The organism is Sphingomonas changbaiensis NBRC 104936 (assembly GCF_000974765.1).
GTDB classification, from domain to species: domain Bacteria; phylum Pseudomonadota; class Alphaproteobacteria; order Sphingomonadales; family Sphingomonadaceae; genus Sphingomonas_B; species Sphingomonas_B changbaiensis.
The window spans coordinates 54086-81085 of the sequence record NZ_BBWU01000048.1 but is presented as its reverse complement, the minus strand read 5'-3'; the positions used below and the strand labels follow the sequence as shown (position 1 = coordinate 81085).

37 protein-coding genes are annotated in these 27000 nt (G+C 65.0%); 24 read left to right on the top strand and 13 right to left on the bottom strand.

The window, feature by feature from the left end:
- Window position 1 precedes the first annotated feature (1 nt).
- From SCH01S_RS12875 to SCH01S_RS12865, 3 genes are all read left to right on the top strand, one after another.
- Entirely contained in the window at window positions 2–865 is an 864-nt protein-coding gene (locus SCH01S_RS12875; protein WP_046349216.1) for an RcnB family protein, read from the top strand.
- A 63-nt stretch (window positions 866–928) separates the two neighbouring features.
- A complete protein-coding gene (locus SCH01S_RS12870; protein ID WP_046349215.1) occupies window positions 929–1597 on the top strand; it encodes a prolyl hydroxylase family protein in 669 nt (222 codons plus the stop codon).
- Complete coding sequence (locus SCH01S_RS12865; RefSeq protein WP_046349214.1) at window positions 1597–2019, top strand: GFA family protein; 423 nt, start codon at window positions 1597–1599, stop codon at window positions 2017–2019. Before SCH01S_RS12870 ends, SCH01S_RS12865 begins: the two co-directional genes overlap by 1 nt.
- Before the next feature lie 6 nt (window positions 2020–2025).
- Here the strand turns inward: SCH01S_RS12865 and SCH01S_RS12860 are convergent, their stop codons facing one another.
- Window positions 2026–2508, bottom strand: coding sequence for an SspB family protein (locus SCH01S_RS12860; RefSeq protein ID WP_046349213.1), 483 nt, complete (start codon window positions 2506–2508; stop codon window positions 2026–2028).
- 76 nt (window positions 2509–2584) lie between these two features.
- Between SCH01S_RS12860 and hisB the strand changes: the two genes are divergently transcribed.
- The 12 genes from hisB to SCH01S_RS12800 all read left to right on the top strand — a co-directional run bounded on the left by hisB (window position 2585) and on the right by SCH01S_RS12800 (window position 10596).
- On the top strand, window positions 2585–3172 hold the full coding sequence (gene hisB / locus SCH01S_RS12855) for an imidazoleglycerol-phosphate dehydratase HisB (protein WP_046349212.1): 588 nt from the start codon (window positions 2585–2587) through the stop codon (window positions 3170–3172).
- Entirely contained in the window at window positions 3169–3489 is a 321-nt protein-coding gene (locus tag SCH01S_RS12850; protein WP_217995436.1) for a YciI family protein, read from the top strand. Before hisB ends, SCH01S_RS12850 begins: the two co-directional genes overlap by 4 nt.
- On the top strand, window positions 3486–4091 hold the full coding sequence (gene hisH, locus SCH01S_RS12845; protein WP_046349211.1) for an imidazole glycerol phosphate synthase subunit HisH: 606 nt from the start codon (window positions 3486–3488) through the stop codon (window positions 4089–4091). The genes SCH01S_RS12850 and hisH overlap by 4 nt, the downstream gene beginning before the upstream one ends.
- 136 nt (window positions 4092–4227) lie before the next feature.
- Entirely contained in the window at window positions 4228–4953 is a 726-nt protein-coding gene (gene hisA, locus SCH01S_RS12840; RefSeq protein WP_046349361.1) for a 1-(5-phosphoribosyl)-5-[(5-phosphoribosylamino)methylideneamino]imidazole-4-carboxamide isomerase, read from the top strand.
- On the top strand, window positions 4950–5717 hold the full coding sequence (hisF, locus tag SCH01S_RS12835) for an imidazole glycerol phosphate synthase subunit HisF (protein WP_046349210.1): 768 nt from the start codon (window positions 4950–4952) through the stop codon (window positions 5715–5717). Before hisA ends, hisF begins: the two co-directional genes overlap by 4 nt.
- On the top strand, window positions 5710–6054 hold the full coding sequence (locus SCH01S_RS12830; protein WP_046349209.1) for a phosphoribosyl-ATP diphosphatase: 345 nt from the start codon (window positions 5710–5712) through the stop codon (window positions 6052–6054). The genes hisF and SCH01S_RS12830 overlap by 8 nt, the downstream gene beginning before the upstream one ends.
- 1 nt (window position 6055) lies before the next feature.
- Window positions 6056–6247: a hypothetical protein gene (locus SCH01S_RS12825; protein ID WP_046349208.1), complete on the top strand. Its 192-nt coding sequence runs from the start codon at window positions 6056–6058 to the stop codon at window positions 6245–6247.
- Window positions 6248–6312: 65 nt separating this feature from the next.
- Window positions 6313–6993, top strand: a complete 681-nt coding sequence (gmk, locus tag SCH01S_RS12820; RefSeq protein WP_046349207.1) for a guanylate kinase — start codon at window positions 6313–6315, stop codon at window positions 6991–6993.
- A 39-nt stretch (window positions 6994–7032) separates the two neighbouring features.
- Window positions 7033–8271, top strand: a complete 1239-nt coding sequence (locus tag SCH01S_RS12815; RefSeq protein ID WP_046349206.1) for a putative DNA modification/repair radical SAM protein — start codon at window positions 7033–7035, stop codon at window positions 8269–8271.
- The gene (locus SCH01S_RS12810; RefSeq protein WP_046349205.1) at window positions 8271–9665 is read left to right on the top strand and encodes a UdgX family uracil-DNA binding protein; all 1395 of its coding nucleotides are present in this window, start codon (window positions 8271–8273) and stop codon (window positions 9663–9665) included. Before SCH01S_RS12815 ends, SCH01S_RS12810 begins: the two co-directional genes overlap by 1 nt.
- Window positions 9666–9687: 22 nt before the next feature.
- The gene (locus tag SCH01S_RS12805) at window positions 9688–9954 is read left to right on the top strand and encodes a DUF3297 family protein (protein WP_046349204.1); all 267 of its coding nucleotides are present in this window, start codon (window positions 9688–9690) and stop codon (window positions 9952–9954) included.
- 33 nt (window positions 9955–9987) lie between these two features.
- Window positions 9988–10596, top strand: coding sequence for a flavodoxin family protein (locus tag SCH01S_RS12800; protein WP_046349203.1), 609 nt, complete (start codon window positions 9988–9990; stop codon window positions 10594–10596).
- Here the strand turns inward: SCH01S_RS12800 and SCH01S_RS12795 are convergent.
- Together SCH01S_RS12795 and SCH01S_RS12790 are read right to left on the bottom strand one after the other, a co-directional pair.
- On the bottom strand, window positions 10578–11756 hold the full coding sequence (locus SCH01S_RS12795; RefSeq protein WP_046349360.1) for a TIGR03118 family protein: 1179 nt from the start codon (window positions 11754–11756) through the stop codon (window positions 10578–10580). The genes SCH01S_RS12800 and SCH01S_RS12795 overlap by 19 nt on opposite strands.
- 90 nt (window positions 11757–11846) lie before the next feature.
- Window positions 11847–13970: an AsmA family protein gene (locus SCH01S_RS12790; protein ID WP_046349359.1), complete on the bottom strand. Its 2124-nt coding sequence runs from the start codon at window positions 13968–13970 to the stop codon at window positions 11847–11849.
- A gap of 148 nt (window positions 13971–14118) precedes the next feature.
- On the opposite strand from SCH01S_RS12790, the gene rpmI reads away from it, so the two are divergent.
- Entirely contained in the window at window positions 14119–14322 is a 204-nt protein-coding gene (rpmI, locus tag SCH01S_RS12785; protein ID WP_046349202.1) for a 50S ribosomal protein L35, read from the top strand.
- 12 nt (window positions 14323–14334) lie between these two features.
- Entirely contained in the window at window positions 14335–14712 is a 378-nt protein-coding gene (gene rplT, locus SCH01S_RS12780) for a 50S ribosomal protein L20 (RefSeq protein WP_046349201.1), read from the top strand.
- Window positions 14713–15041: 329 nt separating this feature from the next.
- Here rplT and SCH01S_RS12775 read toward each other — a convergent pair whose 3' ends face one another.
- Window positions 15042–15302 (bottom strand): YjhX family toxin, encoded by a 261-nt coding sequence (locus SCH01S_RS12775; RefSeq protein ID WP_046349200.1) that lies wholly within the window; start codon window positions 15300–15302, stop codon window positions 15042–15044.
- A gap of 283 nt (window positions 15303–15585) precedes the next feature.
- Between SCH01S_RS12775 and SCH01S_RS12770 the strand changes: the two genes are divergently transcribed.
- The 3 genes from SCH01S_RS12770 to SCH01S_RS17350 all read left to right on the top strand — a co-directional run bounded on the left by SCH01S_RS12770 (window position 15586) and on the right by SCH01S_RS17350 (window position 16473).
- Window positions 15586–15810, top strand: a complete 225-nt coding sequence (locus SCH01S_RS12770) for a DUF433 domain-containing protein (RefSeq protein WP_046349199.1) — start codon at window positions 15586–15588, stop codon at window positions 15808–15810.
- On the top strand, window positions 15810–16133 hold the full coding sequence (locus tag SCH01S_RS12765; protein WP_046349198.1) for a DUF5615 family PIN-like protein: 324 nt from the start codon (window positions 15810–15812) through the stop codon (window positions 16131–16133). The genes SCH01S_RS12770 and SCH01S_RS12765 overlap by 1 nt, the downstream gene beginning before the upstream one ends.
- A 208-nt stretch (window positions 16134–16341) precedes the next feature.
- Window positions 16342–16473 carry a hypothetical protein gene (locus SCH01S_RS17350; protein WP_281174994.1) on the top strand — a complete coding sequence of 44 codons (132 nt, stop codon included), beginning with the start codon at window positions 16342–16344 and terminating at the stop codon, window positions 16471–16473.
- A 20-nt stretch (window positions 16474–16493) separates the two neighbouring features.
- Here the strand turns inward: SCH01S_RS17350 and SCH01S_RS12760 are convergent, their stop codons facing one another.
- Window positions 16494–16712, bottom strand: coding sequence for a KTSC domain-containing protein (locus SCH01S_RS12760; RefSeq protein ID WP_046349197.1), 219 nt, complete (start codon window positions 16710–16712; stop codon window positions 16494–16496).
- A gap of 114 nt (window positions 16713–16826) precedes the next feature.
- Between SCH01S_RS12760 and SCH01S_RS12755 the strand changes: the two genes are divergently transcribed.
- Window positions 16827–17528 carry a BglII/BstYI family type II restriction endonuclease gene (locus tag SCH01S_RS12755; protein WP_169746396.1) on the top strand — a complete coding sequence of 234 codons (702 nt, stop codon included), beginning with the start codon at window positions 16827–16829 and terminating at the stop codon, window positions 17526–17528.
- 121 nt (window positions 17529–17649) lie between these two features.
- Here SCH01S_RS12755 and SCH01S_RS12750 read toward each other — a convergent pair whose 3' ends face one another.
- The 5 genes from SCH01S_RS12750 to SCH01S_RS12735 are packed head-to-tail and all read right to left on the bottom strand — an operon-like array spanning window position 17650 to window position 20785.
- Window positions 17650–18306 carry an MT-A70 family methyltransferase gene (locus SCH01S_RS12750; RefSeq protein ID WP_046349196.1) on the bottom strand — a complete coding sequence of 219 codons (657 nt, stop codon included), beginning with the start codon at window positions 18304–18306 and terminating at the stop codon, window positions 17650–17652.
- Between the two features lie 44 nt (window positions 18307–18350).
- Window positions 18351–18578: a DUF2188 domain-containing protein gene (locus SCH01S_RS16215; RefSeq protein ID WP_084689566.1), complete on the bottom strand. Its 228-nt coding sequence runs from the start codon at window positions 18576–18578 to the stop codon at window positions 18351–18353.
- A gap of 11 nt (window positions 18579–18589) precedes the next feature.
- Window positions 18590–19369, bottom strand: coding sequence for a putative phage abortive infection protein (locus SCH01S_RS12745; protein ID WP_169746395.1), 780 nt, complete (start codon window positions 19367–19369; stop codon window positions 18590–18592).
- Between the two features lie 2 nt (window positions 19370–19371).
- The gene (locus tag SCH01S_RS12740; RefSeq protein WP_046349194.1) at window positions 19372–20424 is read right to left on the bottom strand and encodes a ribonucleotide-diphosphate reductase subunit beta; all 1053 of its coding nucleotides are present in this window, start codon (window positions 20422–20424) and stop codon (window positions 19372–19374) included.
- Window positions 20425–20476: 52 nt separating this feature from the next.
- Entirely contained in the window at window positions 20477–20785 is a 309-nt protein-coding gene (locus tag SCH01S_RS12735) for a hypothetical protein (RefSeq protein WP_046349193.1), read from the bottom strand.
- Window positions 20786–20838: 53 nt separating this feature from the next.
- Here SCH01S_RS12735 and SCH01S_RS12730 point away from each other — a divergent pair, with 53 nt between their 5' ends.
- On the top strand, window positions 20839–21102 hold the full coding sequence (locus tag SCH01S_RS12730) for a DUF2171 domain-containing protein (protein ID WP_046349192.1): 264 nt from the start codon (window positions 20839–20841) through the stop codon (window positions 21100–21102).
- A 68-nt stretch (window positions 21103–21170) separates the two neighbouring features.
- Here SCH01S_RS12730 and SCH01S_RS12725 read toward each other — a convergent pair whose 3' ends face one another.
- Together SCH01S_RS12725 and SCH01S_RS12720 are read right to left on the bottom strand one after the other, a co-directional pair.
- Window positions 21171–21635 (bottom strand): endonuclease domain-containing protein, encoded by a 465-nt coding sequence (locus SCH01S_RS12725; RefSeq protein WP_046349357.1) that lies wholly within the window; start codon window positions 21633–21635, stop codon window positions 21171–21173.
- A gap of 103 nt (window positions 21636–21738) precedes the next feature.
- Window positions 21739–23625 carry a ribonucleoside-diphosphate reductase subunit alpha gene (locus tag SCH01S_RS12720; protein ID WP_046349191.1) on the bottom strand — a complete coding sequence of 629 codons (1887 nt, stop codon included), beginning with the start codon at window positions 23623–23625 and terminating at the stop codon, window positions 21739–21741.
- Window positions 23626–24046: 421 nt separating this feature from the next.
- Between SCH01S_RS12720 and SCH01S_RS12715 the strand changes: the two genes are divergently transcribed.
- Window positions 24047–24364: a hypothetical protein gene (locus tag SCH01S_RS12715; RefSeq protein WP_046349190.1), complete on the top strand. Its 318-nt coding sequence runs from the start codon at window positions 24047–24049 to the stop codon at window positions 24362–24364.
- 264 nt (window positions 24365–24628) lie between these two features.
- A complete protein-coding gene (locus SCH01S_RS12710; protein WP_046349189.1) occupies window positions 24629–26149 on the top strand; it encodes a fumarate hydratase in 1521 nt (506 codons plus the stop codon).
- A gap of 315 nt (window positions 26150–26464) precedes the next feature.
- Here the strand turns inward: SCH01S_RS12710 and SCH01S_RS12705 are convergent, their stop codons facing one another.
- Window positions 26465–26896 carry a CoA-binding protein gene (locus SCH01S_RS12705; protein WP_046349356.1) on the bottom strand — a complete coding sequence of 144 codons (432 nt, stop codon included), beginning with the start codon at window positions 26894–26896 and terminating at the stop codon, window positions 26465–26467.
- Window positions 26897–27000: the final 104 nt, after the last annotated feature.

Sequence of the window (27000 nt, the reverse complement as noted above, 5' to 3'; positions counted from 1 at the left end):
GATGCGCAAGCTAATCGCCACTTTGCTGGCCGCGGCTACGCTGACGACCCCGGCATTGGCGCAGCGCCACCGCGATGGGGATGCAGGCTTTCAGGCGGCCCCGGAACAGACTGTCGAGCAGCGTGCGGCTCGCCCCGCGGCGCAGGCGCGTCAGCAGGCGCAGGCGCGGCAGCAGGCCCCGGCGCGCCAGGAGTTTCGCCAGGAACGCATGCAGGCCCGACAGGACTTCCGCCAGGAGCGCCAAGGTGACCGTCAGGCCTTCCGCCAGGAGCGGCAGGGAGATCGCCAGGCCTGGCAGAGCGGTCAATATCAGAATCGCGAGCAGTTCCGCCGCGATCGCGCCCAGGACGCGCAGAACTTCCGACGGGACCGTGCGGACGATCGGCGCGATTTCCGCCAGGATCGCCAGCAGGACCGGCGCGACTGGCAGCAGGACCGCCAGAATTGGCGGCGCGATCGCAACCAATGGCGGGATGGCAGCCAGTGGCAGGATCGCAATCGCTGGCAGAATCGCGACCGCGACAATTCGCGCTGGAACAATGGCGGCCGCAATAACGGCAGCTGGAACCGCGAATGGCGGCGGGACCCGCGGTACAACTGGCAGCAATGGCGCCAGCGCAATCGCAGCTCCTATCACTTCCCGCGCTACTATGCGCCGCGCGGGTGGAGCTACAACCGCTTCTCGCTGGGTGCTTTCCTAGGCGCGCCGCTGTTCGCGCAAAGCTATTGGATCGATGATCCGTTCCAGTATCAGCTGCCGCCGGCGTACGGCCCCTATCGCTGGGTCCGCTACTATGACGACGCGCTGCTGGTCGATATCGAAACCGGCCAGGTGGTCGACGCGATCTACGATTTCTTCTGGTAAGCGACACGGGAGCCGGAGCGATCCGGCTCCCATTTTCTTGCGGCGCTGCTAGGAACGCGGGCGATGACTCCCGAGCAGTTCGCCCTTCAGACATCGGAAGCCCGCGCGCGCATCGGCGCCGAAGTCGGCGTCAGGCTGGCGGCAGCTGGCGTCCAGTCCGTCCGAAGCCCCGGCCTCACGCTCTGGTATCTCGAACAGTTCCTGACGCTTGCCGATTCCTCTTACCTGATCGAGCAGATCGAGCATGACCGTCAGCCCTCGACATTGTTGTCCGACTCACCTGACGAGGCTTTCCGCACCAGCGACAGCTGCAATCTCAATCGCTGGGACGAGCGCGTCCGCGCGATCGACCTGCGCATCTGCGAGCTGATGGGGCTGGAGGAGCGGTCGGGCGAAACGCTCCAGGGCCAGCGTTACGCGCCGGGGCAGTATTTCCGCACGCATCACGACTTCTTTCACACCGACCAGAGCTATTGGGCCGACCAGGAAAAGACCGGCGGCCAGCGGACCTGGACCGCGATGATCTTCCTGAACCAGCCCGAAGCGGGCGGCGAAACCGCGTTCGAGGCGGCCGGCCTGACGGTCAACCCGCGCACCGGCATGCTGCTGATGTGGAACAACATGGACGCGAACGGCGCCCCCAATCTCTACGCCGCGCACGCGGGGCAGACGGTCCAAGCGGGCGTCAAATATATCGTGACCAAATGGTTCCGCGAGGGGAACTGGTTTTGATGCCGCCGGCAACGCATGAGGCGCAGTGTCACTGCGGCGCGCTGCGAATCCGTTGCCAGGGCGATCCGGTCAAGGTCTCGCTGTGCCACTGCCGCGATTGCCAGCGGCGGACCGGCAGCGCGTTCAGCATCGCCGCCTTCTTTCCGCGAACTGCCGTCTCCTTGACGCACGGCACGGCGAAGCGCTTCGCACGCGGCTCCGCCAGCGGCTGTGATGTCACGTTTTTCTTCTGTCCCGATTGCGGCACGAATCTGTGGTGGGAGCCGGCCCGCCTGCCCGACCTGATCGGGGTCGCGAGCGGCGCGTTCGCCGATCCAGCCTTTCCGATGCCGGAGCAGGCGGTGTGGAGCGTCGATCGGCAGCCTTGGGTCATCTTGCCGGAAGCGGTGGTGGAACACGAACGGAATCCCGTCCGGCGCTAGTCGGGCCTATTTCTTGCGGCCGAAATCGATCGTGACGACGTTCGAGCCGTCCTCGGCCGGCGTCACCGTCGGCCCGTCATTTTCCGCCTGCTCGTGCGGCTCCGGACCGCCGTCCTCGCCCTGCGCCTGGAACTGCAGCGCGAAGTTGACGGCCGGATCGACGAAGCCGGTCACCGCGGCGAACGGGATCGAGAGCTTGGCGGGCACCTGGTTGAACGACAGCCCGACCTCGAAATGCTTGTCGGCGACCCTCAATTCCCAGAATTTGTTCTGGAGGACGATCGTCATCTCGTCCGGAAACCGCTCGGAGAGGTGGCGCGGCATCTCGACGCCGGGATGGGCGGTCTTGAACGTGATGTAGAAGTGATGCTCGCCCGGCAAACCACCGGTCTGCTCGACTTCGCCGAGCACGCGCCCGACGACGGCGCGCAGCGCTTCCTGCACGATCTCGTCGTATGGAATCAGGCTGTCCGGCGGAGTCTCGCTCATGCGCCGACTCGTAGTCTTGGCGCTGAACGGGTCAAGCCATGTTGCAATGCGGCACGGTTATTCGCATGGGGGTTTCATGCGCACGGCCACGGTGAACCGAAACACGGCTGAGACGAAGATCGGCGTCACCGTCAATCTGGACGGCACCGGCGTGTACCGCGTCGCGACCGGGATCGGATTCCTGGATCATATGCTGGAGCAGCTCAGCCGCCACGCGCTGATCGACATCGACGTGACCGTCGACGGCGATCTCCATATCGACCAGCACCACACGACCGAGGATTCGGCGCTGGCGATCGGCGACGCCATCTCCAAAGCACTGGGCGATCGCCGCGGGATCATGCGCTACGGCACTGCCTACGCGCCGATGGACGAGGCATTGACCCGCGCCGCGGTCGACATTTCGGGGCGGCCGTTCCTGGTCTGGAAGCTCGAGTTCACCCAGGAAAAGCTCGGCGAATGGGATACCGAGCTTGTCGAGCACTGGTTTCATTCCTTTGCCCAGAGCGCCGGCCTGACCCTCCACGTCGAGAATCTTTACGGCCGCAACAACCACCACCTGGTCGAAAGCGCATTCAAGGCGCTCGCCCGCGCGCTGAGGCAAGCGGTCGAGATCGACTCGCGCAAGGCCGACGCGGTGCCGAGCACGAAGGGCGTTTTGTGAACTCGGACGCTGCCGTTCGCACCGACGCGCCCTTGTGCGTCGTCGTCCTGACCTACGTTCCCGATCTGGCCGCCGTCGACGCGCGGCTGGACCAGCATCTCGCATGGCTGGGACGGCAATATGCTGAGGGGCGGGTTCTGGCTTCAGGTCGCCGCAATCCGCGAACCGGCGGCGTGATCGTCTGCCGGGGCGACCGGGCAGCGGTCGACGCCATCGTCGCGACCGACCCCTTCATCGCGAGCGGGGTCGCGACAGCCGAGGTGATCCCCTTCATAGCGTCGATGGCCGCACCGGACCTGGCCGGCCTGCTGCAATGAGCAGCGTCGCCCTCATCGATTACGGGGCGGGAAATCTCCATTCTGTCTGGAACGCCTTGCGGGCGGCCGGGGCGGCGCAAGTCAGGGTGACCGCAGACCCAGTAGAGGTGCTTGGAGCGGATCGGATCGTGCTGCCCGGCGTCGGCGCCTTCGCCTCGGCGATGCGGGCCTTATCGGCGGTACCCGGCATGATCGGTACTCTTGAAGCGTCGGTGCGCGAAAAGGGGCGGCCGTTCCTCGGCGTCTGCGTCGGCATGCAGCTGATGGCCGAGACCGGCGAGGAGCATGGCACGACGCGCGGGCTCGGCTGGTGCAAGGGCACCGTCCGCGCGCTTGCCCCCCGGCCCGAGCTGAAGGTCCCGCACATGGGGTGGAACGACGTCCGCCCGACCGCGCCGCACCCGTTGATCGCGCCGGGCGAGGCCTATTTCCTGCATTCCTTCGCCTATGACGGGTCGGACGTGCTGGCCGAAACCGACCATGGTGGCCCCGTCGCCGCGGCGATCGGCCGCGACAATATGGTGGGCGTGCAGTTTCACCCGGAAAAGAGCCAGCGCTACGGCCTGGCGCTGCTCGAAAGGTTTATCGCATGGCGGCCGTAACCAATTCCTCCCCTGCAAGGGGAGGGGGACCGCTCGCGACAGCGAGTGGTGGAGGGGTGTCAGGGTTCGAGATTCACTCTCAACCGCTGACACCCCTCCGTCGCGCTGCGCGCGCCACCTCCCCTCTAAGGGGAGGATCGGCTCTGTGATCGTCTTTCCCGCAATTGACCTGAAGGCCGGACAGGTCGTGCGGCTCGCAGAAGGCGATATGGCGCGAGCGACGGTCTATGCCGATGATCCGGCGGCACAGGCAGAGCGCTTCGCCGCCGCCGGTGCGGACTGGCTGCACGTCGTGGACCTGGACGGCGCCTTTGCCGGCGAAAGTGTCAATGGCGAGGCGGTCCGCGGCATCGGCGAGACGTTTTCGGGCAAGATCCAGCTGGGCGGCGGCATCCGCTCGCGCGCGAGCATAGAGCGCTGGTTCAGGCTGGGCATCGACCGCGCGGTGATCGGAACGGCCGCGCTGACCGACCCCGAACTGGTGCACAGCGCGGCGCGGGACTTCCCTGGCCGGATCGTCGTCGCCGTCGATGCACGCGACGGCATGGTCGCGACGCAGGGCTGGGCGGATGTGTCCGACGTGCCCGTGATCGATCTGGCGCGCCGCTTCGAGGATGCGGGGGTCGCGGCCCTGCTGTTCACCGATGTCGGCCGCGACGGACTGCTCAAAGGGGTCAATGTCGACGCGACGGCCGCGCTGGCTTCGGCCCAGTCGCTCCCCGTGATCGCGAGCGGCGGCGTCGCGGGAATCGAGGACATTCGCGCGCTGAAGGCAAGCGCCGGGATCGAGGGCGTGATCACGGGCCGCGCGATCTACGACGGCAGGCTCGATTTGGCCGAGGCCATCAGGGTCGCGGGATGACCGTCCGGGTCCGCGTCATTCCGTGCCTCGACGTCGCGAACGGCCGCGTGGTCAAGGGCGTCAATTTCGTCGACCTGGCGGATGCGGGCGACCCTGTCGAGCAGGCGCGGGCCTATGACGCGGCCGGGGCGGACGAGCTCTGCTTCCTCGACGTCGCCGCAAGCCACGAGGCACGGGGCACGATGGTCGACGTCGTGCGCCGCACGGCCGAGGTCTGTTTCATGCCGCTGACGGTGGGCGGCGGCGTGCGCTCGGTCGAGGACGCGCGCGCGCTGCTGCTCGCCGGCGCCGACAAGGTCGCGGTCAATTCAGCCGCGGTGGACCGGCCGGAGGTGGTGGCGGACATTGCCGACCGCTTCGGCAGCCAATGCGTCGTCGCTTCGGTCGATGCGCGGGCAGTCAGTCCGGGCCGCTGGGAAGTGTTCACGCATGGCGGGCGCCGCGCAACCGGCCTCGATGCTCTCGACCATGCCGTGCGGCTGGCGGAGCTTGGCGCCGGCGAATTGCTCGTCACCTCGATGGACCGCGACGGCACGCAGGGCGGCTACGATCTCGCCCTGACCCGTGCCGTTGCCGATGCGGTTTCAGTGCCCGTGGTCGCGAGCGGCGGCGTCGGCGCGCTCGAGCATCTGGTCGAAGGCATTCGCGACGGCCATGCCTCGGCCGTGCTCGCCGCCTCGATCTTCCACTTCGGGCGCCACACGATCGCCGAGGCGCACGCCGCACTCGGCGCCGCCGGCTTCCCGGTGCGCAGCCATGACTGACGATCGCCTGACCCGCCTGTCCGCAAGGATCCGCGCCCGCCGCGGCGCCGATCCGGACTCGTCCTATGTCGCCCGCCTGCTCGCAACGGGTCGTGAGCGGATCGCCCAGAAGGTCGGCGAGGAGGCGGTGGAGGCCGTGATCGCCGCGACCCGCGGCGACCCTGGGGCGCTGACCGGCGAGGCGGCGGACCTGGTGTTTCACTTGGCCGTCCTGCTCGAGAGCTTGGGCCTTAGCTTCGACGATGTGCTCGCCGAGCTCGAACGGCGCGAGGGGGTCTCCGGCCTGGCGGAGAAAGCCGCGCGTTCGGGCGTTGGCCTTTCGAAACCGGGAGAATGAGATGATCGGCAAGGTAATCGGCGCACTCGTTGGCAAGGAAATCGGCGACCGTCATGGCGAGGGCGGCAAAGGCGCCCTGCTGGGCGCAGTCGCGGCAGGGGCGATGAAGCGCCTTGGTCCGATCGGGCTCGTGCTCGGCGGCGCCTGGGTCGCCAAAAAGGCCCTCGATCGGCGGAAAGAGCGCTCCTCCTAAATTCCGTGGGCTTCGAGCGCAGTTCCTGGAGTTGACGCAACGAGGACTCCGCGCCACGAGCGGCCATGCTTCGCCCGACGACCCTTTTGGCCTCGCGCGCCGACGATCCCCATAAATTCCGCCGCCGCGGCGTGCTGTTCGTGCTGTCCTCTCCTTCGGGAGCGGGCAAGTCGACCATCTCGCGCATGCTGCTGCAAGCCGACCCGCTGCTGCGCATGTCCGTTTCGGCCACCACGCGGGCGATTCGGCCCGGCGAGCAGGACGGGGTCGATTATCATTTCGTCGACTTGCCGCGCTTCAAGGAAATGGCGTCGGCCGGCGAATTCCTCGAATGGGCGCACGTGTTCGGCCACCGCTACGGCACGCCTGCCAAGCCGGTCGACGAAATCCTGGCGTCGGGCAACGACGTGCTGTTCGACATCGATTGGCAGGGCGCGCAGCAGCTGCACCAGCTGGCGGGCGGCGACGTGGTCCGCGTCTTCATCCTGCCGCCGTCGATGGAAGAGCTGGAACGCCGGCTCCGCGCCCGCAACACCGACAGCAACGAGGTGATCGAGGCCCGCATGTCGCGCGCGGCCAGCGAGATCGCGCACTGGGACGGCTATGACTATGTGCTGGTCAACGACGATGCCGCCAAATGCTTCGAGCAGGTGCGCACGATCCTGCAGGCCGAGCGACTGAAGCGGAGTCGCCAGACGGGCCTGATCGGCTTTGTCCGCAAGCTGATGACCCCCGACCCGAGCTAAGCCCTTGAGTTCGCGCCTGTGAGAACATAATAAGAACGAATGGCGCAGCTCGATGTCCGGCATAAGCTCGAAATCCTGGCAGACGCGGCCAAATATGATGCGTCCTGCGCATCGTCGGGCACGGCAAAGCGCGACAGCCGCGGCGGCAAGGGGATCGGGTCGACCGAAGGCATGGGCATTTGCCACGCCTATGCGCCGGATGGTCGCTGCATCTCACTCTTGAAGATTCTGCTGACGAACAGCTGCATCTTCGACTGCCACTATTGCGTCAACCGCAAGAGCTCGAACGTGCGGCGCGCACGGTTCACGGCGAAGGAAGTCGTCGATCTCACCCTCGCTTTCTACAAGCGCAATTATGTCGAGGGGCTGTTCCTCTCGTCCGGCATCATCCGCAGCCCCGACTACACGATGGAGCAGATCGTCGAGGTGGCGCGCAGCCTGCGCGAGGATCATGATTTTCGCGGCTATATCCACCTGAAGACGATTCCGGATGCGGATCCCGAGCTGGTGCGACTGGCCGGCATCCATTCCGATCGGGTCTCCATCAACATCGAGCTGCCGACCGAGCGCGGATTGAAGCGGCTGGCGCCGGAAAAGGACGGCCAGCGAATCGAAGCAGCGATGGCCGACGTCGCGCACGCGATCGACGATGCGGCGGACGCGACCAGGTACAAGCACGCGCCCCGGCTCGCGCCCGCAGGGCAGTCGACCCAGATGATCGTCGGCGCGGACAGCGCAACCGACAGCGATATCGTGCTCCGCGCCTCGTCCCTTTACGGTCGGTACAAGCTGCGCCGCGTCTATTACTCCGCCTTCAGCCCGATACCTGACGCCAGCGCCGTCCTGCCGCTTCGCCGCCCGCCGCTGATGCGCGAGCACCGGCTGTACCAGTCCGACTGGCTGATGCGCTTCTATGGATTCCAGCCGCAGGACGTCGTGGCCGCGGCTGGCCCCACGGGCATGTTGCCGCTGGACATCGACCCGAAGCTTGCCTGGGCATTGAAGCACCGCGAGCGATTTCCCGTCGACCTGAACCGGGCGCCGAAGGAGATGCTGCTGCGCATCCCCGGTCTGGGCGTGAAGGCAGTGAACGCGATCCTGGCGAGCCGTCGCTTGCGGCGGCTCCGCCTTGACGACATCGCTCGCCTGACCGTCTCGATCGCAAGGCTGCGGCCGTTCATCGTGGCCGAGGACTGGCGCCCCACTCTTCTCGCCGACCGTGCCGACCTGAAGCCGCTTGTCGCACCCCCGCGTGAGCAGCTGGAGCTGTTCGGCTGATGCGCATCGTGCGCCTCGCGGCAGAGGATGATTTCGAGGGCTGGCGAACGGCGGCGCGGGCACTCGCCTCGGCAGGCGTACCGGCGGATCAGGTCATATGGCAGGTCGGAGAGGCTGCGACCGATCTGTTCGGAGAGGAAGCCGATCTGCCGAATCAAGGGATAGGCTTTGCCGTCCCGCGCCTCTTTGTCGACCTGGCGCAGAGCGTCGTCGCCCATTCGGATTCCGAGCGCTTTGCCCTTCTCTATCGCATGCTGTTGCGCCTCCGCGAACAGCCCGGGCTGATGCACGACGCGGCCGATCCGCTGTTGCGGCGCCTGGAGGACATGGCGAAGGCGGTGCGGCGCGACCTGCACAAGATGCGCGCCTTCCTGCGCTTCCGCGAACTGGCAACCGGCGAAGGGCCGCGCTTCGTCGCCTGGTTCGAGCCCGAGCATCACATCGTGCGGATGAACGCGGGTTTCTTCGCTCGGCGGTTCGCCGCGATGCACTGGTCGATCCTGACGCCTGCCCTGTCGATCCACTGGGACGGCCAAACGCTGACCGAAGGTCCCGGCGCGACCAAGGCCGAGGCGCCGGCCGGCGATCCGGTCGAGGAGGTGTGGCGCGCCTATTACGCCTCGATCTTTAACCCGGCCCGGCTGAAGGTCGGGACGATGCTGAAGGAGATGCCGCGCCGATATTGGAAAAACATGCCCGAGACCGCGTTGGTCCCGCAGTTGATCGCAGGGGCGCAGGCCCGGGAGAGCGGCATGGTTGCACAGTCACGCGCACGGATCGGCGGCAACAGCGCGGTCGCCTGGGAAGCGCTGCGCGACGAAGCCGCCGGCTGCACGCGCTGTCACCTGTACAAATGCGCGACGCAGACCGTGTTCGGCGAGGGCGAGGTCTCGGCGAAGCTGATGCTGGTCGGCGAGCAGCCCGGTGACCAGGAAGATTTAGCCGGCAAGCCATTTATTGGCCCCGCGGGACAGGTGCTCGACAAGGCGCTGGCCGACGCGGGCGTGGACCGCGCCACCACCTACGTCACCAATGCGGTCAAGCATTTCAAGTTCGAGCAGCGCGGCAAGCGGCGCATCCATTCCAAGCCGCAAGGGCCGGAGATCGAGGCATGTCGATGGTGGATCGATCAGGAGCGGATGCTGATCCGCCCGCCCGTCACGGTCGCGCTTGGGGCCACTGCGGCGCGTTCGTTGCTGCACAAGGTGGTGACGATCGCGGGCAGCCGCGGGCGTCCCTTGACGCTGGAGGACGGCGGCGAATGCTGGGTGACGATCCATCCGAGCTATCTGCTCCGCCTGCACGACCGCGCCGACAAGGAGCGCGAATATGAGCAGTTCGTCGAGGATTTGCGCGCCGCCAACGCCCGCGTCGCGGCGCTTGCGGCGGCGTGAGGCGAGCGGCTAAGGCGCGGCGATGACCGACACTCCTCCCGATCGTCTTTCGAACGACCCGCGCAGCCCGCACTATGATGCCGACGTGCTCGGCCGCGGCATCGGCATTCGCTTCAAGGGCGCCGAGCGTGCCGATGTCGAGGAATATTCGGTGCCCGAAAACTGGGTGCGCGTCGCGCTCGGCAAGAAGACGGATCGGCACGGGCGCCCGCTGACGATCAAGCTTTCGGGGCCGGTGGAACCCTATTTCCTGACACCTGCCGACGGCGAGGCTGACGGCGCAGCGTAGGAACCCGGCCGGACGCTCATGCGTCTGCCGGGCATGGCTCTTTCCGCGATCGCGCTCAACTGCACCCTGAAAACCGGGGCGCAGTCCTCCACCGACCGGATGATCGGCCTGATCGCGGGCGAACTCGCCAAGCACGACGTTCACCTGACGGAGACGATCCGGGTCGTCGATCACGACGTGAAGCCGGGCGTGAAATCGGACGAAGGCGCCAGCGACGCCTGGCCCGCGATCCGCGCCAAGATCATCGCCGCCGATATCCTGATCTTCGGGACACCGGTTTGGCTCGGCCAGATGTCGAGCGTTGCCAAGCGCGTGCTCGAGCGCATGGACGCCTTCCTCAGCGAAACCGACGCGCAAGGCCGCACGCCGGCCTATGGCAGGACCGTGCTGGTCGGCATCGTCGGCAACGAGGACGGCGCGCACAGCATCACCGCGTCGCTGCTCCAGGCGTTGAACGATGTCGGCTTCACCGTGCCGGCCGCATCGGCGACCTATTGGGTCGGGGAGGCCATGGGCAAGGTGGATTTCAAGGACTTGCCCAAGGTGCCCGACAAGATCACCGCCACCGCCAAGGCGGCCGCGTCGAACGCGGCGCACCTGGCGAGGCTGCTCAGCCGCGAACGCTATCCGGGCAGCGGCTGAGCCGTGCGGCGGCGGGCCTGCCAGCCGGCAAGGCCGAAGCCGGCCAGCAGCAACGCCCAGATCGCCGGCTCCGGCACCACGTTTAGCCGCCCGAACAGCCCGTGCTCCTCGTCGCCGATGCCGGCGGTGAAGTAGAGTGCGTTGGAATCGGCACCGACACCGTTGTTCCCGAACGCAAGCGACCAGAGATAGGGAATCTTCAACGGCGCGCCCGACGCATCGGCGAGCATGCCGAGATATGCGCCGTCGCTTTCCCGGAACGAGTTGATGAAGCCATCCTCATCGGCGAAATTGCCGATCAGGATCCTGCCACCCACCAAGCCGAAGCTATCCGGCACGCGTGCCATGCCCCAGGGCGACAACAATTGTCCCCCGGTCGCAAAGCGCCGGACCAACGTGCCGTCGGTGCCGAATATGTCGACGACGCCAGTGCCGAGCGGCGCTTCGTCGGCGTTCTCCGGCGGCGCGTAGGTGACATAAAGCTGGCCGCCGATATTGGCGATGTTGAACGGCGCGAGGCCGGCGGGGAGGTTCGGGTCGACGAAGCCGCTCGACGACGTCAGCATGAAGGCGGAGTCGTACACGTCGACCCGTCCTTGACCGGCATTGGCGGCGTAGAGGAAATTGTGTCCGCCGCTGCTGCCCATCGCGAGGCCGGTGTATATCGCACCGGGCGTTCTCGCGGCTACCGCGGCGTTGGTGCCCAGCCCATTGTTCCAGCCCGAAATCGTGCCGTCCAGGTTAGCGAAGATGAAGTTCGCCTTGGCACCGTCGGCGGGTAGCACGAAATCGGTGGTGGGGTTGAACACCTGGCCGGTCGGACCGGTCGGCGGTGACGGACTGCCGGGAATGGTGACGGTCAGGCCGATCTTGCCGCCGGAGGCGTTATAGAGCGTCGCCTTGCCGGCGCCCTGGTCCGACGTCCAGAACGGACTGGTCGGGCCGAACGACATCCCCCAGGGATTGATCAGGCTGGGGTCCTGCGTGACCGCAGGCTTGAACCCTTGGGTTGCCAGGAACGCCTGGTCATCGGTGACAAGGCTGGTCACGCCAACCCGCGGCGGGGCACCGAAAGCCGGCGAGGCGGCGAGCAGGACGGCGGCGGAAGCGGTGGCAAGCAACGCGAGACGCAACGGCAACGCGGTGAAACGTGCGCGCATGGCGACCTCCATTGGGTGCCGGCGGCGAAAGGGCTCGGAAACGACGAAGTGGCGAGTCGCGCCGGCGGTGGGACTATATCACATCGCGACTCAGAAGATGCCGAGGAACTTCTTGCGCTGCGCGTGCCGTTCTTCGGGCGAACGCTGGCCGGACTTCGACTTGCCGGTGGTGCCGTTGCCGACATCGTCGCGCGGATGGCCGCCTTTGGTGCGCTGGGCTGACGCAGTCGCGCCGGACAGCACCGGACCGCAGGCGGCCGCCTTGGCGTCGCCGATGTCGACGAACGCGAGGACCGCTGCGAGCGGCGACACGACGGCGCCGAGGCCGACCGCCGCCCCGCCCCGCGCCAGCAGCTGCGGGCTGATCACGTCAAGCGTGGGCTTGGCGAAATAGCCGCCGATGCCAACCGGGCTTTGCCCCGAGAACAGGCTGAATTTCTTGCCGTCCGCGCGAATGCGCAGGTCGATCGCCTCCGTCTGGAAGCTGACGCCCCCGCGGCCGAGAATGACGTTCTTCGTGGTGTCGATCAGGATCGGATCGGCGGCGGCCACGCCGTTGCGCACGGTGAACGCGATCAGGCCGCAATTGATTTCGACCGGCTGCTTCAGCTCGTGCTTCCACATCTTCCAGACGAAGGTGCCGATATCGAGCTCCGACAGCTGGGCGTTGCGGGCCCAGAGTGAGCCCTGCGGCATGATGATCGCGATCCGCCCGTTGGAGTTGCCCAGCCATTTGCGCACGCTGTCGCCAGGGCCGGCAAGCTTGACGCGCGCCTTCAGCGTGCCAGTCGTGCCCGATTCCTCGACCCCGAAGCCCTTCAATAGCCGACCCATCGGCGTCGGCGAGAGGCGCAGGTCGAGATCGGTGAAGATCGGCTGACGGCGGGCATCGATCGAAATGTCGGACGAGACATGGCCGCGATCGAGATCGAACGTCAGCGGCGACAGCTTCAACAGGCTGTGGTTCAGCGCGAGCGTAAGGGCGATGTTCGAGATCGGCCATTTGTCGCCGCGGATGCGGCGCACCGTCCAGTGCACGTCCGCGTCGAACCGGCGGATCGCGTCGGCCTTTAGAGGCGCATCGGGCAGGATCCGCGGATGGCCCCCGTCCATGCGCGCGACCTGGCCGCCGGTCGCCTCGAGCCGCTTCGGGTCATAGCCGATGAACGGGCCGGCATCGATCAGGTCGAGCGTGTCGGTCGCAAGGTTCGCATCCAGCTTCAGACGATTGGCCGGGGTGGAGACGGTCAGTCGCCCGGCAAGGTCGCTGTCGCCGAACCGGCCGCGCAGCCGTGTGAACCGCCATTCGCCGTCCTGCTTCGTCAGGACCGAACGCAGGCTGTAGGCGCGCGTGTCGGGAACTGTGACGCCGATGAAGTCGAACGCGTCGTCGAGATTGGCGCCGCGCAGCCGGAAGTCGAGCGGCGCGCCCTCGATTCGCGTCGCGCCCGCCAGCGTGCCGCTGACGTCCAGCACGGTCCGGTAGCCTTCTGCATGCATGCGGAACCGGTTCCGGCCGCCCGTCACCGTCTCGTTGGGCGAGAGCAGGCTGCCCGAAAGGCGGAACGGCCGGTCGCGCAGCGAACCGGTGCCGGCGAAGCGGATATCCTGCGCAAAGCGGGTGTCCTGCGCGCGAACGGTGTCGATGCCGACATCGGCAGTAAGCCGCATCCGCGGATCGCTGTAGCGGATGCGCGTGCCCTGGATCAGCGCGCGGCGGATATCCGGCAGCTCGAGCGGCTTGGCCGACGGCTTGCCCATCGTCCAGCTGTTCTGCCTGCCGTCGGCGCTCCATTCCAGGTCGACATCGCCGTTCAGCAGCATCAGCCAGTCCGCCCGCTGCCGGCCGAAGATCAGCGGGATCGTCTTGATGTCGCTGTCGATCAGCTTCGACTTCAGGAAATAGGGCTCCTTCGCCCATTTCGGGTTGGTGATCGTCAGCCCTTCGGCCAGGAATTTGATGTCGATCGGGTTCAGGTACAGCTGGAAATCGCCTGCGACCCGCACCTCGCGCTCGGCCGAGCGGCTGGCATATTTCTCGAACGTATGTTTCAGGAACCGGCCTTTGGTGACGTAGAGAACGGTCCAGGCGAGCAGGATCAGGCCGACGATCGTCGCGAGCAAGGCGACGAGGCTCGCGACCGCGGTGCTGGCCGGATCGCGATGGATCGGGCGCGCTTCGTCGAAGGCGCCGGGCCGGGCCATCTCGTTCATGACCGGCATCAACCGCCGATCCGCGCATCCGGTTGCAATTCGCACGCCTCCCCGCTAGGAGCCGCCGCTTCGCGATAAGAAGGGACTGCCCGGCCAGTGTGGGCTGCCGTGGCCGTCCGTAATCGTCGAACAGATCGAAAGGACGAAAATGCCCAAGCTCAAGACCAAGAGCGGTGTGAAGAAACGCTTCAAGATCACCGCCACCGGCAAGCTGAAGCACGGCGTGGCCGGCAAGCGCCACCGCCTGATCAGCCACAACGGCAAATATATCCGCCAGAACCGCGGCACCTCTGTCCTCTCCGACGCCGACACGGCGACGGTGAAGGCCTGGGCCCCCTACGGCCTGAAGTAAGGAGGACCGATAATGGCACGTGTGAAACGCGGCACCACGACGAAGGCGAAGCACAAGCGCATTCTGGATCAGGCGAAGGGCTATTACGGCCGTCGCAAGAACACGATCCGCATCGCGCGCCAGGCGGTCGAAAAGGCCGGCCAGTACGCCTATCGCGACCGCAAGGTGAAGAAGCGGAACTTCCGCGCCCTGTGGATCCAGCGCATCAACGCCGCATGCCGGGCCGAAGGCCTGACCTATGGTGTGTTCATGCACGGCTGCAAGCTCGCCGGCGTCGAGCTGGACCGGAAGGTCCTGGCCGACATCGCGATGCACGAAGGCGAAGCCTTTGCGGCGATCGTCGCCCAGGTGAAGGCAGCGCTGCCGGAAGGCGCCCGCGTCGCGGCGTAAGCCCACCCGGATTGAGAGAGTAGAGACGGGCTCGGGGTGCAGGCTCCGGGCCCGTTTTCTTTTGCTCGCCGGACATGGACGATTTGGACGACCTGGACGACATTCACATGGATTCGGGGAAATTTTCCCTTTCCGGCGAAGCTGCGTTGCGGAGGGCCGATCGACACTGAGAATGAGCCGCGGCGAGCTTGGCACAGCGGCGGGCGTGTAGGACAGCGGTTTGTGGCGCTGCCTGCTGCAGCGCTTCATTGGCTCACACGAAGAACACGAAGACACGAAGGGAACGGCGCTTTCTTTGTGCCTTTGTGTCTTCGTGTGAGCCCCCTTCCCTACCGTTGATCCAATTGCGGCCGGACCGCCGCCAAGCCGTCGCGGCTGATGCGGTAGGGTTGGCCGCCCTGGCTGGCGATCAGCCGGCGGCGTTTGAGGCGGCGGAAGACGCCTGTCGTGCAGTCGGCGAGAACGAAGCCCTCGCGCGTGAAGCAATCGACCGCGACGATCTTGCCGGTTTGCGGGTGACGGCGGTGCCCAATGCGGCCGCCCAACGCGAGCGCGTGCAGCACGCGCTGTTCCTGTTTCGAGATGTTCAAGTGGAGAAGGCCCGTTGCTGACGGTGAGACCCGCGCGACGCCAGGCGCGCCGGGCGCTCAGCCCGCCGCGCGCGTCACGCATGCCCGACGGCAGCCGAGGCAAGCCCCGGCCCGTCGAGGGTGCCCATCAAAGTAATACTTTGATGGGAGCCCGATCAGCGGGCGACAATCTCCGACATATCCACTCCGGTTGGTACGGCGATGGTTACGGGAGGGGAATGGGGCGGGTCAAGCACGGTCCGCGGTTGTTGACTATCCACGCGAGCGGCCGCACCTTCGCGGCATGAGCAAGCGGCAGCGCATCGTCATTGACCCGGCAGTCTGCGGTGGCCGGCCGATCGTCGCCGGGACACGCGTGCGCGTGGCGGACGTGCTGGACGCGCTCGCCTCCGGCGCAACGACGGACGAGTTGCTGGCGGATTTTCCCTATCTGTCGCGCGAGGACGTCCTCGCCTGCCTCGCTTATGGGGCCCGCGCCGTTGACCACACGGTCGTGCAAGCCGCCTGATGCGCTTCCTGGTCGACGCGCAGCTGCCACCGGGGCTTTGCGCGTGGCTGCAGGAGCAGGGTTTCGCTTCCGAACACGTCACCGAAACGCTCGGCGGGCAGACGCCGGATGCCGCGATCGTCGGTTATGCGGAACGGCACGGGCTCATCCTCGTCAGCAAGGACGATGATTTCGTCACCCGCTTTCCAGAGCGAAGCTATCGCCTGCTTTGGTTCCGATGCGGGAACATCACGAACCGGGCCTTGTCGGCTTGGCTTGCGGAGCGATGGGAAGCCATCGTTAGTAAGCTCGAGGACGGAGAATCGCTGATCGAGGTTCGGTGAGCGAAAGCCGTCTCGAGACTTCACCTCGCGCAACGGGGCGAAGGGGCGGTAAGACTATCTCGATGCTCTGGATATGCCTCCTCCTGCTGGCGCTCGTTGTGGTGGGCATGCTGTATCAGGCCAGCCTGTCTCCAGAAGAGCGGGCGTCGATCCGGCAGGATCGCCAACGGCGCCGGCGCGATCAGCCGCTCCGCCGCCGCGCGATGCGGTGCTGGACGAGATTGAACGCGATGCCGTCCATGCGCTCGCCCGCTATGGCACGCCGGACGATGCCGAGCGGCTGATCGCGCAAGGGATCGATCTGGAGGCGCTGGGCTATCGCCCGCCCGACCAGGGCTGAGCGGCCGACGCACTCAGCATTCAGGCGGACACTTCCAGCGGCCCCTGATAGGCGTAGCGGTCGCGGATATGCTCCTGGAAGAATCGGCCCTTCGACTCCGCCGCCTCGAACGCCTCGCGGACGCGCGGCGGCACGTCGAAATAGCTGTACCACTCGCCACTGGTGAACCGCACGAACAGCGTGCGCGAGGGTGCGTCATATTCGATCTGCGCGACGGCCTCGGATTGGACGTGGGGCATGGGGTGAGAACGTGCGGGGTCGCCGAGTGTGCCACCATTCAGGCAGACGCGCCAACGCCGTGGGGTATCGAAGCCTCCTTTTGCTTTCACCCGCCGGTCCTGCATAACGCGACGATGTTCGAGACCTTCACGTACGATCTTCCCGCAGTTCTTCCGCCAGTCGCAAGGAATCATTGGGCCTTCATGGAGTCCAATTCCGCGGCGGCTGTTATGCAGGCCGTCTGCCCGCAGGAATGGGCGGACATTGTTGATGTGCTCTCGACCTACCGCCTTGATCCGAGTTCATGGCTCAAGGCGGGCGGCAATCGCGGCGACATTGCTGCGCAAATAGACGAGGAATTTGCCCGTCGAGGCTGGCGCGAGACGCGACTGGATCTGGAGACGAAGGGCGTCCTGTTTTCGCGGGCAGGCGAGAAGCTCGGCGAACTGCCGACGGTGCATCAGGAAGGCTACCTCGTCGACAACTTCAAGAACCGCATCGTTCTGGATGTCGAGTGGAACGCGAAGGACGGAAACCTGGACCGCGATCTCGCCTCCTACCGATCATGGTTTGAAGCAGGCGTCATTTCCGCCGGCGTGATCATCACCAAGGACCGCCTGGCGCTGCTGCAACTGGCACGGCGCCTCTGGGCCGAATATCAGGCGACATTGCCTGATGAACAGAAGAGCCCAAGGCTTCCGATCGATCTCACGACATCGACGGTCACGGCATTCGATAAAGCGCGGATGCGCGTACGCCGGGGCGTGATGGGGTCATGCCCGATCCTGATCGTCGCCGCGACGGAAGCGACCTGGAACGGCAAGCCCTATAGCTAACGGCCTGATCGGGACGGGATCGCCCCCTGCCGTCATGCCGGACTTGATCCGGCATCCACCTACCTTTCCCACCAGTCAAGAAGAAGGTGGACCCCGGATCAAGTCCGGGGTGACGAGGGAGTTACTCTGCGGCGATATCGATCGCGCTGTTGTAGCTGTAGGTGTCCCAGGTCGGCTTGTAATCGTCGTCGGCCTGGTTGCCCCAGACGGTCCAGCCGGTGCGCTTGCCGCGGCTGAACATTTCGAGGCGGGGGCCCCAGCTGCAATCCTCGATGATCTTGTATTGCTCGTCGGGCTTGCGGCTGTGTTCGCGCTTGCGGGTGGCGAGCAGGTTGACCTGGCTGCGGCCGGGCGGGAGGGTGCGGGCGTTACGCCCACGCACGCCGAACAGCAGCAGCTCGGTGACGTTGCGGAAATAAAAGCCGACGCCGCGCCCGTCCGATCCGCCGTCCTTGCGCACCTTGTGCCAGACGATGTTGGAAATGTAGCGATAGCCCCACGCCTCCATCACTTGCAGCCCTTGCGGCAGCAGAGCGTTCGGCACCCAGAGATAGAGGTGAGAGGGATCGGCGGCGATATCGGCGACCGGCAGCGCGCAAATCTCATCCAGCGTCATCGTGCCGTAACGCGAGAGCCGCTTATGCTCCGGCGCGACCTTGCCGGTGCGGTTCTGAAACTGCCACGGCGGATCGGCGAGAATGGTGCCGAATTTCCTCCCCCGCGCACTGGCGAGCAAGTCGATTTCGGCGTCGGAGAGGTTGTCGGCAGAGGAGAACATAAGGGGATCTTGGATCGAGCCAAGCGCTACGTCAACCTTTGGGTTTAGCCACGCCTGCTATGAGGATCATTGCCAAAGCTGTTTCGCTCGCGAATGCGCCCATCAAGCCCCTGTAAAAAGGCCTCTCCACGAGACTGCTGCGCGAGCTTACGCGCCTCGGTCCATGCCTCTGCCTGAGTCCGGTGCGCTGACGAGGCTCTGGACGCGCCTTCGCGCTTGACCTTCCACCCGTCCTTGCTTCCCACGACCCAAACGTTGCGATCATTGGCCATCTTACGCTCCTTCAGCTTGGTGAAATTTCTAGTCCGACGCTTCCAAAAGCGATAGGTTCATAATGATCTTCGAGATCGAAATCGGCTTTGGCGCCTGCCGATATGTTATTTAGGAGGGCATACTTCTCGATCAACGGCTTAAAGTTAGCCCTACCTTCTTCATGGAAAAGGCCATTGAGAGCGAGCAGAATCAACTCGGGCTCGGACAATGTGGCCCTTATGAGCTTCACGTAAAAATATGCATCTTCCCGTTCCGAGCCGTCGACGTAGAAAACGATATTGAAGAGCGTCCGAAAATAGTGCGCTAAGTCGTTTTGGTTTCTTAAAAATACGATCTGGTAAGCACTGCCGTAATCTGGATCACTCTTTTCCTTCGTCTTGCGTACCTGATCGGCAAAGCTGGAGAATGCATCCTTACCAGTGCGCTTCCACGTGAGATGCCCAATATCTATCTGCTCAACAATGCGATCTAACGTGGCTTGTAGATGGAAGAAGGTGACCTCAAAATCGCGCTTGGCAGCCACTTTATCGAGTTCCGTCTCACGCTTCGTAGCGTTTGCAAGTTCTTCGCGCTGATATCTGACCGCTTCCCATGCTCCAATCGCCGCTGCGGTAGCCATAAAAGCACTTAGCCCTCCGAACGAGTCCCCAAAAGTTCCTGAGAGGCTAAAGTCGGTCTCTACAAAACTTAAGTCATGTCCCGCTGCCAGCCCCTGCAGAACAACCCCAAGACACCAAACGGCTGCAAGAATCGAGAAAAAGCCTAAGACTCCTCTCGGCAACCATTTCATGCTCATTCCGCCGCCACGCCCGCCCGTGCGAACATATCCTCGCCCTCGCCGTCCTCGTTCGCGACCACGGCGAGCTTCGCGGCCTTGCGCCGGTCGAAGTTATCCCACACCTCGTTCCAGTTTCCGCGCGTCGCGGCCTTCGAATATTCGGTCGCGCGCGTCTCGAAGAAGTTGGCGTGCTCCACCCCGTTGAGTAGTGGCGCCAGCCACGGCAGCGGGTGTTCGTCGATCATGTAGATCGGGGCGAAGCCGAGCTGGCCCAGGCGCCAGTCGGCGATGTAGCGGATGTACTTCTTGATCTCCTTGGGCGTCATGCCGGGCACCGGGCCCATTTCGAACGCCAGGTCGATGAACGCATCCTCCAGCCGCACGGTCTTCTGGCAGCAATCGAGAATGTCTTCCTTGACCGCCTTGGTAAGGCAGTCGCGTTCCTTCACGAAGGCGTGGAACAGGCGGGTGATGCCTTCGCAGTGCAGGCTTTCGTCGCGGACCGACCAGCTGATGATCTGGCCCATGCCCTTCATCTTGTTGAAGCGCGGGAAGTTCATCAGCATCGCGAACGACGCGAACAGCTGCAGCCCCTCGGTGAAGCCGCCGAACATCGCTAGCGTCTTCGCGATATCCTCGTCATTGTCGACGCCGAATTGCTGCATGTAATCATGCTTGTCCTTCATCTCCTTGAACTGGAGGAAGGCGCTGTATTCGCTTTCCGGCATGCCGATCGTGTCGAGCAGGTGCGAATAGGCGGCGATGTGGACCGTTTCCATGTTGCTGAACGCGGTCAGCATCATCTTGATCTCGGTCGGCTTGAACACGCGGCCATATTTGTCGTGGTAGCAATCCTGCACCTCGACATCGGCCTGGGTGAAGAAGCGGAAGATCTGGGTCAAAAGGTTCCGCTCATGATTGGTGAGCTTTTGCGCCCAATCGCGGCAATCCTCGCCCAGCGGCACTTCCTCCGGCATCCAGTGGATCTGCTGCTGGCGCTTCCAGAACTCGAACGCCCAGGGGTATTCGAACGGCTTGTAGGATTTGGAGGCGGACAGGAGAGGCATGGGCGTTACTCCGCGTTGATCTGGATATGGGGAGGAAGGGGTGCGCGCGCCATCAGTCGCGCGTCCGGATGATGCGGGTGCGGGTGACGGTGTGCGTCTTGCGGGCGCCGACGCCTAAGAACACGATGCCGACGAAATAGCCGAAATCGTACCAGCCGCCATTGTTCGGGACCGCGTAGATCGCGACGTCCGGCATGAACAGGCTGAGCACCCAGGCGACCGGGAAGATGAAGCCGTGCCAGACGCCCAGCAGGAAGCCGGGCGTGTCAGGGCCGTGCTGGACCGCGCTTCCGACTTGACGGGCGCAGGCGGCGAGCGCGAGCAGCAGCGCGGGGGCTGCGACGGATCGATTCCGGGTCATGCGTCCAATCTCCGGCCTGCGCGTTGTGAAGGCGAAACGAAGGAGGAGTAAGAATGACCGACCTCAGCCAGATCCGCGAGCATATGGACGTGATCGGCGCCGACGGCGTCCATGTCGGCACCGTCGACCATGTCGAAGGCGACCGCATCAAGCTGACCAAGAAGGACTCCGGCGCCGACGTGGAAGGCGGCCAAGGCGCCCATGCCGGGCACCACCATTACATCTCCGTCGGCCTGGTCGCCGGCGTCGAGGGCGACAAGGTACGGCTGAGCGCGACCGGCGCGAACGCGGCGGAGTTGTTCGAAGAGGAAGCTTAACCCCTCTCCTTCCAGGAGAGGGAGGGGCCCGCCTCGCGCAGCGAGGTGGGAGGGTGAGGATGAGGGTGTCATAGGCTGCCGCCCTCACCCTTCCGCGGCTTCGCCGCTCCAGTGTCGGGTAAATGGTGCCCCACACCATTTAGGTCATGCTGGGAGCATGACCGGCCCGACACTCTCTCCCGCTGGGAGAGGGAGATAGAGATCGCCTCCAGCACGCCGTCCAGATTCTCAAGAACGTCGTTGTTCCAGAAGCGAAGGGCGCGGAAGCCTTTTGCTTCGAGGAAGCGCGTCCGGCGTGCATCGCGGGCGCGCGCCTCGTCATGCTGGCCGCCATCGACTTCGATGATCAGCTTGGCCTTTAGACACGCAAAATCGGCGTAATAGGGATGGAACGGCACCTGGAAGCGCCATTTGTACGCCGGTAGCCTTTCGCGCAGGCCGTACCAGAGCTTGTCTTCGGCTTCGGTGCGGTTGCGACGGAGTTCGCGGGCGCGGTCGACGGAGCCGCCAGGAAGGCCGCGATAATTCTGCATCACCATCGCCCTTACCCTCCCATCGCTGACGCGATGGGCCCCTCCCTCTCCCGCCGGGAGAGGGAAGGAGCGGCGCAGCCGCGGGAGGGTGAGTGCGACTGGCCTACTGGCACGCCAAACACTCGTCGTAATCCTTTGCCTCGACCTCGATCTGGCGCAGGTCGGGGGTGTTGTCGGCTTCGACGCCGCCGGCGAAGCCGGCGCGCTGGACGGATTTCGAGCGAAGGTAATAGAGCGACTTGATGCCGAGCTCCCACGCGCGGAAATGGAGCATCAAGAGGTCCCATTTCTCGACGTCGGCCGGGATGAACAGGTTCAGGCTGGCGGACTGGTCGATATAGGGCGTGCGGTCGGCGGCGAGCTCGATCAGCCAGCGCTGGTCGATCTCGAAGCTGGTCTTGTAGCAGTCCTTTTCTTCGCCTGTGAGGAAGTCGAGGTGCTGGACCGAGCCGCCTTTCTCAAGGATCGAGTTCCACACCGCGTCAGAGTTCTTGGACTTCTCGATCAGCAATTTCTCCAGATACGGATTGCGGATCGAGAAGCTGCCCGACAGCGTCTTGTGGGTGTAGATGTTGGCCGGGATCGGCTCGATGCAGGCGGAAGTGCCGCCGCAGATGATCGAGATCGACGCGGTCGGCGCGATCGCCATCTTGCACGAAAACCGCTCCATCACGCCGCGCTCGGCCGCGTCCGGGCACGGGCCGCGCTCGGTCGCCAGCATCATCGACGCTTCGTCGGCGCCGGCGCGGATGTGCTTGAACATCTTCAGGTTCCACGACTTGGCCATCGCGGATTCGAACGGAATGCCGCGCGCCTGCAGGAACGAGTGATAGCCCATCACACCGAGCCCGACGGAGCGTTCGCGGCCCGCCGAATATTTGGCCCGCGCCATTTCGTCCGGCGCGCGCTCGATGTAATCGGTCAGCACATTGTCGAGGAAGCGCATCACGTCCTCGATGAACTGCTTGTCGCCGTTCCACTCGTCCCAGGTTTCGAGGTTCAGCGACGACAGGCAGCAGACCGCGGTGCGATCGTTGCCGAGGTGATCGCGGCCGGTCGGCAGCGTGATTTCGGAGCAGAGGTTCGAGGTCGAGACCTTGAGGCCCAGCTCCTGGTGGTGGCGCGGCATCGCCTTGTTCACATGATCGGCGAAGACGATGTACGGCTCGCCGGTCGCAAGGCGGGTTTCGACCAGCTTCTGGAACAGCGAGCGGGCGTCGACCTTGGCGCGTTCCGACCCGTCCTTGGGCGAACGCAGTGTCCATTCCTCGCCGCCGCGCACCGCTTCCATGAAGTCGTCGGTGATCAGCACGCCGTGGTGCAGGTTCAGCGCCTTCCTATTGAAGTCGCCGGAGGGTTTGCGGATCTCGAGGAACTCCTCGATCTCGGGGTGCGAAATGTCGAGATAGCAGGCAGCCGAACCACGGCGGAGAGAGCCCTGGCTGATCGCCAGCGTCAGCGAATCCATAACGCGCACGAAGGGGATGATGCCGCTGGTCTTGCCGTTCAGGCCGACCGGCTCGCCGATGCCGCGCACGCTGCCCCAATAGGTGCCGATGCCGCCGCCGCGCGAGGCGAGCCAGACATTCTCGTTCCATGTGTTGACGATGCCTTCGAGACTATCGTCGACCGAGTTCAGGTAGCAGGAGATCGGCAGGCCGCGCCCGGTGCCGCCGTTCGACAGCACCGGCGTCGCCGGCATGAACCACAGGCGCGAGATATAGTCGTAGAGCCGCTGCGCATGGGCGGCGTCGTCTGCGTAAGCGGAGGCGACGCGGACGAACAGGTCCTGATAGGATTCGCCGGGCAGCAGATAACGGTCGCGCAGCGTGTCCTTGCCGAACTCGGTCAGCAGCGAATCGCGGCTGTGGTCGACCTCGACTGGGAAGGGACGCGCGCGCACTTCGCGGGTGCCCGTGCCGGTGCCGGTGTCCGCGGCCTCGACGGTGGTGGCGCTCATATCGGCCTCCTGCGTGTCCCTGAAATCCATGCGTCCCAAGCCCCTCATTGTTCCCGATCTGTTCGATTCGGGCAAGCCAACCATCGGTAACACTTCCAGGGCTCGTCCGGGCGGGCGAAAAACGCCTGTCCCCGTGTTCCACAGGGCGTGAGTCATCCGTGCACGCGATATGGTGTCGCGCGCGGTGAATACCACGTCTTGTGTGAGCCCCCGGTGTTAGCGCTAGGGATTGTGTTCCAACGCGAGTCCGGACGCAAGACGGTAAATCATTGCCGAAGCCCGCAGTTCGTCGCGCGAAGGATTCGTTTCGGCGCTGAACCGATGTCTTGCAGAGAGGGAATTCCCGGCCCTCGCCCAACCGTTCGACGGGCCCGCGCCAGCGATTCAGATTCCTGTGGATTATCCGGCGCGCAGAGGGAAAGGCTCACCCTCGATCTGAAGGGAGCGCCGCATGCCGAAACCCGTGCGTTTCGTGCCGACAAGCAAGATGGCGGAGAACGCCGCGCGCGGGCTGGACCTGCGGGCGAAACACGGCCGCGGCGGCACCCATGTCGGCGTCGCCCGCGCCGAGCAGCTGATCGCCCGCGAACCGCTGGAGCCCAAGGACATCAAGTCCATGTACAGCTATTTCGCCCGCCACGCGGTCGATAAACAGGGCCGCAACTGGGCCGACCCGGCGCGCCCATCCGCCGGCTATATCGCCTGGCTGCTCTGGGGCGGCGACGAGGGGAAGATGTGGGTGGATGAGAAGCGGAAGATGTTGGACTGAGGGATATCGGCTGACGACCCCCCCTTGCCGCCCTTTTCGTCATTCCCGCGACAGCGGGGATTGCCGCTTCTTCTTCGTGCCCTTTGTGCGAAATCTATCTCGCACGAAGAACGCAAAGCTCACCAAGGTAGAAAGGAAAGAAGCGGGATCCCCGCTTTCGCGGGGATGACCACGACTGGCCGCAAACCACCCGTCGTCGACACATTCCTCTTTCCCCATCCATACTCTAGAAAAGCCCCCGCAAGCTGTGCGAGGGGGCACGCCATGACCACGACCATCCGCGAAGCCGATCTGATCGAGAGCGTGGCCGACGCGCTCCAGTATATCTCCTATTACCACCCGATGGATTACATCCGGGCGCTGGGCGCGGCCTATGAGGCCGAGGTGTCGCCGGCGGCGAAGGATGCGATCGCGCAGATCCTGACCAACAGCCGCATGTGCGCGGAGGGGCATCGGCCGATCTGCCAGGATACGGGCATTGTCACCGTGTTCGTGAAATGGGGGCAGGACTGTCGGCTCGAGAGCGACAATTCGCTGCAGGAGGTGATCGACGAGGGGGTGCGGCGGGCCTATCTGCACCCGGACAACCGGCTGCGCGCGTCGATCCTCAGCGATCCGGCCTTTTCGCGCGTCAACACCAAGGACAACACGCCGTCCGTGCTGCACGTCGAGATGGTGCCGGGGCATCACGTCGAGGTGATCGTCGCGGCGAAGGGCGGCGGCTCCGAGAACAAGTCCAAGTTCAAGATGCTGAACCCGTCCGATTCGATCGTCGATTGGGTGCTGGAGACCGTGCCGACGATGGGCGCGGGCTGGTGCCCGCCGGGCATGCTCGGCATCGGCATCGGCGGCACCGCCGAAAAGGCGATGACGCTCGCCAAGGAATCGCTGATGGGCGATATCGACATGGCGCAGCTGAAAGCGCGCGGGCCGCAGAATAAGATCGAGGAACTGCGGATCGAGATTTTCGACAAGGTCAATGCGCTCGGCATCGGCGCGCAAGGCTTGGGGGGCTTGTCCACGATCCTGGACGTGAAGATCATGGACTGGCCGACGCACGCTGCGTCGAAGCCGATCGCGATGATCCCGAATTGCGCGGCGACCCGGCACGCGCATTTCCACCTCGACGGATCGGGCCCGGCCTATCTGGAGCCGCCGAGCCTCGACGAATGGCCGAAGGTGCAGTGGACGCCGAGCAAGGAAGCGATCCGCGTCGATCTCGACACGCTGACGCCAGAAGTGGTTGCCAGCTGGAAGCCGGGCGACCGCTTGCTCCTCAACGGCAAGATGCTGACCGGCCGCGACGCCGCGCACAAGCGCATCCAGGATATGCTTGCCCGCGGCGAACAGCTGCCGGTCCAGTTCAAGGGGCGCGTGATCTACTATGTCGGGCCGGTCGATCCGGTGCGCGAGGAAGTCGTCGGTCCGGCCGGTCCGACCACGGCCACGCGGATGGACAAGTTCACCCGCATGATGCTGGAGCAGGGCCTGCTCGCGATGGTCGGCAAGGCCGAGCGCGGGCCGGTCGCGATCGAGGCGATCAAGGACCACAAGGCGGCCTATCTGATGGCGGTCGGCGGCGCGGCCTATCTGGTCGCGCGGGCGATCAAGGCGTCGAAGGTGGTCGGCTTCGAAGACCTGGGCATGGAAGCGATCTACGAGTTCGAGCTGAAGGACATGCCGGTCACCGTCGCCGTCGACGCGACCGGCGAGAGCGTCCACCACACGGCGCCGTTGGTGTGGCGGGAGAAGATCGCGCGGGAGAAGCTGCTGGAAAAGGCCTGATTTGGTTCACGCGAAGGCGCGAAGAAGATCGGAGTGTTCGTTCGATCGGTGTCGCTTAACGCCGGCCCTTCGCGTCTTCGCGTCTTCGCGGCTTCGCGTGAACCCCGACCGGCGTTGCCGGCTTAACGGCCAAGATGCCGCCGCCCTCTCGCGAATTCGTCTCCCGTCATTCCCGCGAAAGCGGAAATCCCGCTTCTTTCTGTTCTTCGTGTCTTTGTGCGAGTCCCCTTTTTGGCTCGCACGAAGACACGAAGCTCACGAAGAGAAGGAAAGAAGAAGCGGGATTCCCGCTTTCGCGGGAATGACGAGGGTGGCTTAGGATTCCACCTTCGGCAGGCGCATTCGGGCGATTTCTATTTTCGGGCAGCGGTCCATCACGACCTTGAGGCCGGCGGCTTCGGCGCGGGCGGCGGCTTCTTCGTTGATCACGCCGAGCTGCATCCAGACGGCTTTCGCGCCGGCCGCAATGGCTTCGTCGACCGCTTCGCCGGCGGCCTGGGGGCGGCGGAAGATGTCGACCAGGTCGATCGGTTCGCCGATCTGGGCGAGTTCGCGCCAGACATATTCGCCGTGGACGTGCTCGCCGGTGATCTGCGGATTGACCGGGATGACGCGGTAGCCGTGCTGCTGGAGGAAGTGCATCACTTCATAGCTGGGGCGATCGGGGCGGTCCGACGCGCCGACCAGGGCGATCGTGCGGGTCGACTGGAGGAGGTCGGCGATTTCGGCGTCTGAGGTGATCGGCATCAACGGACTCCAAGTCGGTTTGGGCTGAGCTTGTCGAAGCCCTCTCTTCCTTCTTTCGCTGCCCCAAGAACAAGGGAGGCCTTCGACAAGCTCAGGCCAAACCG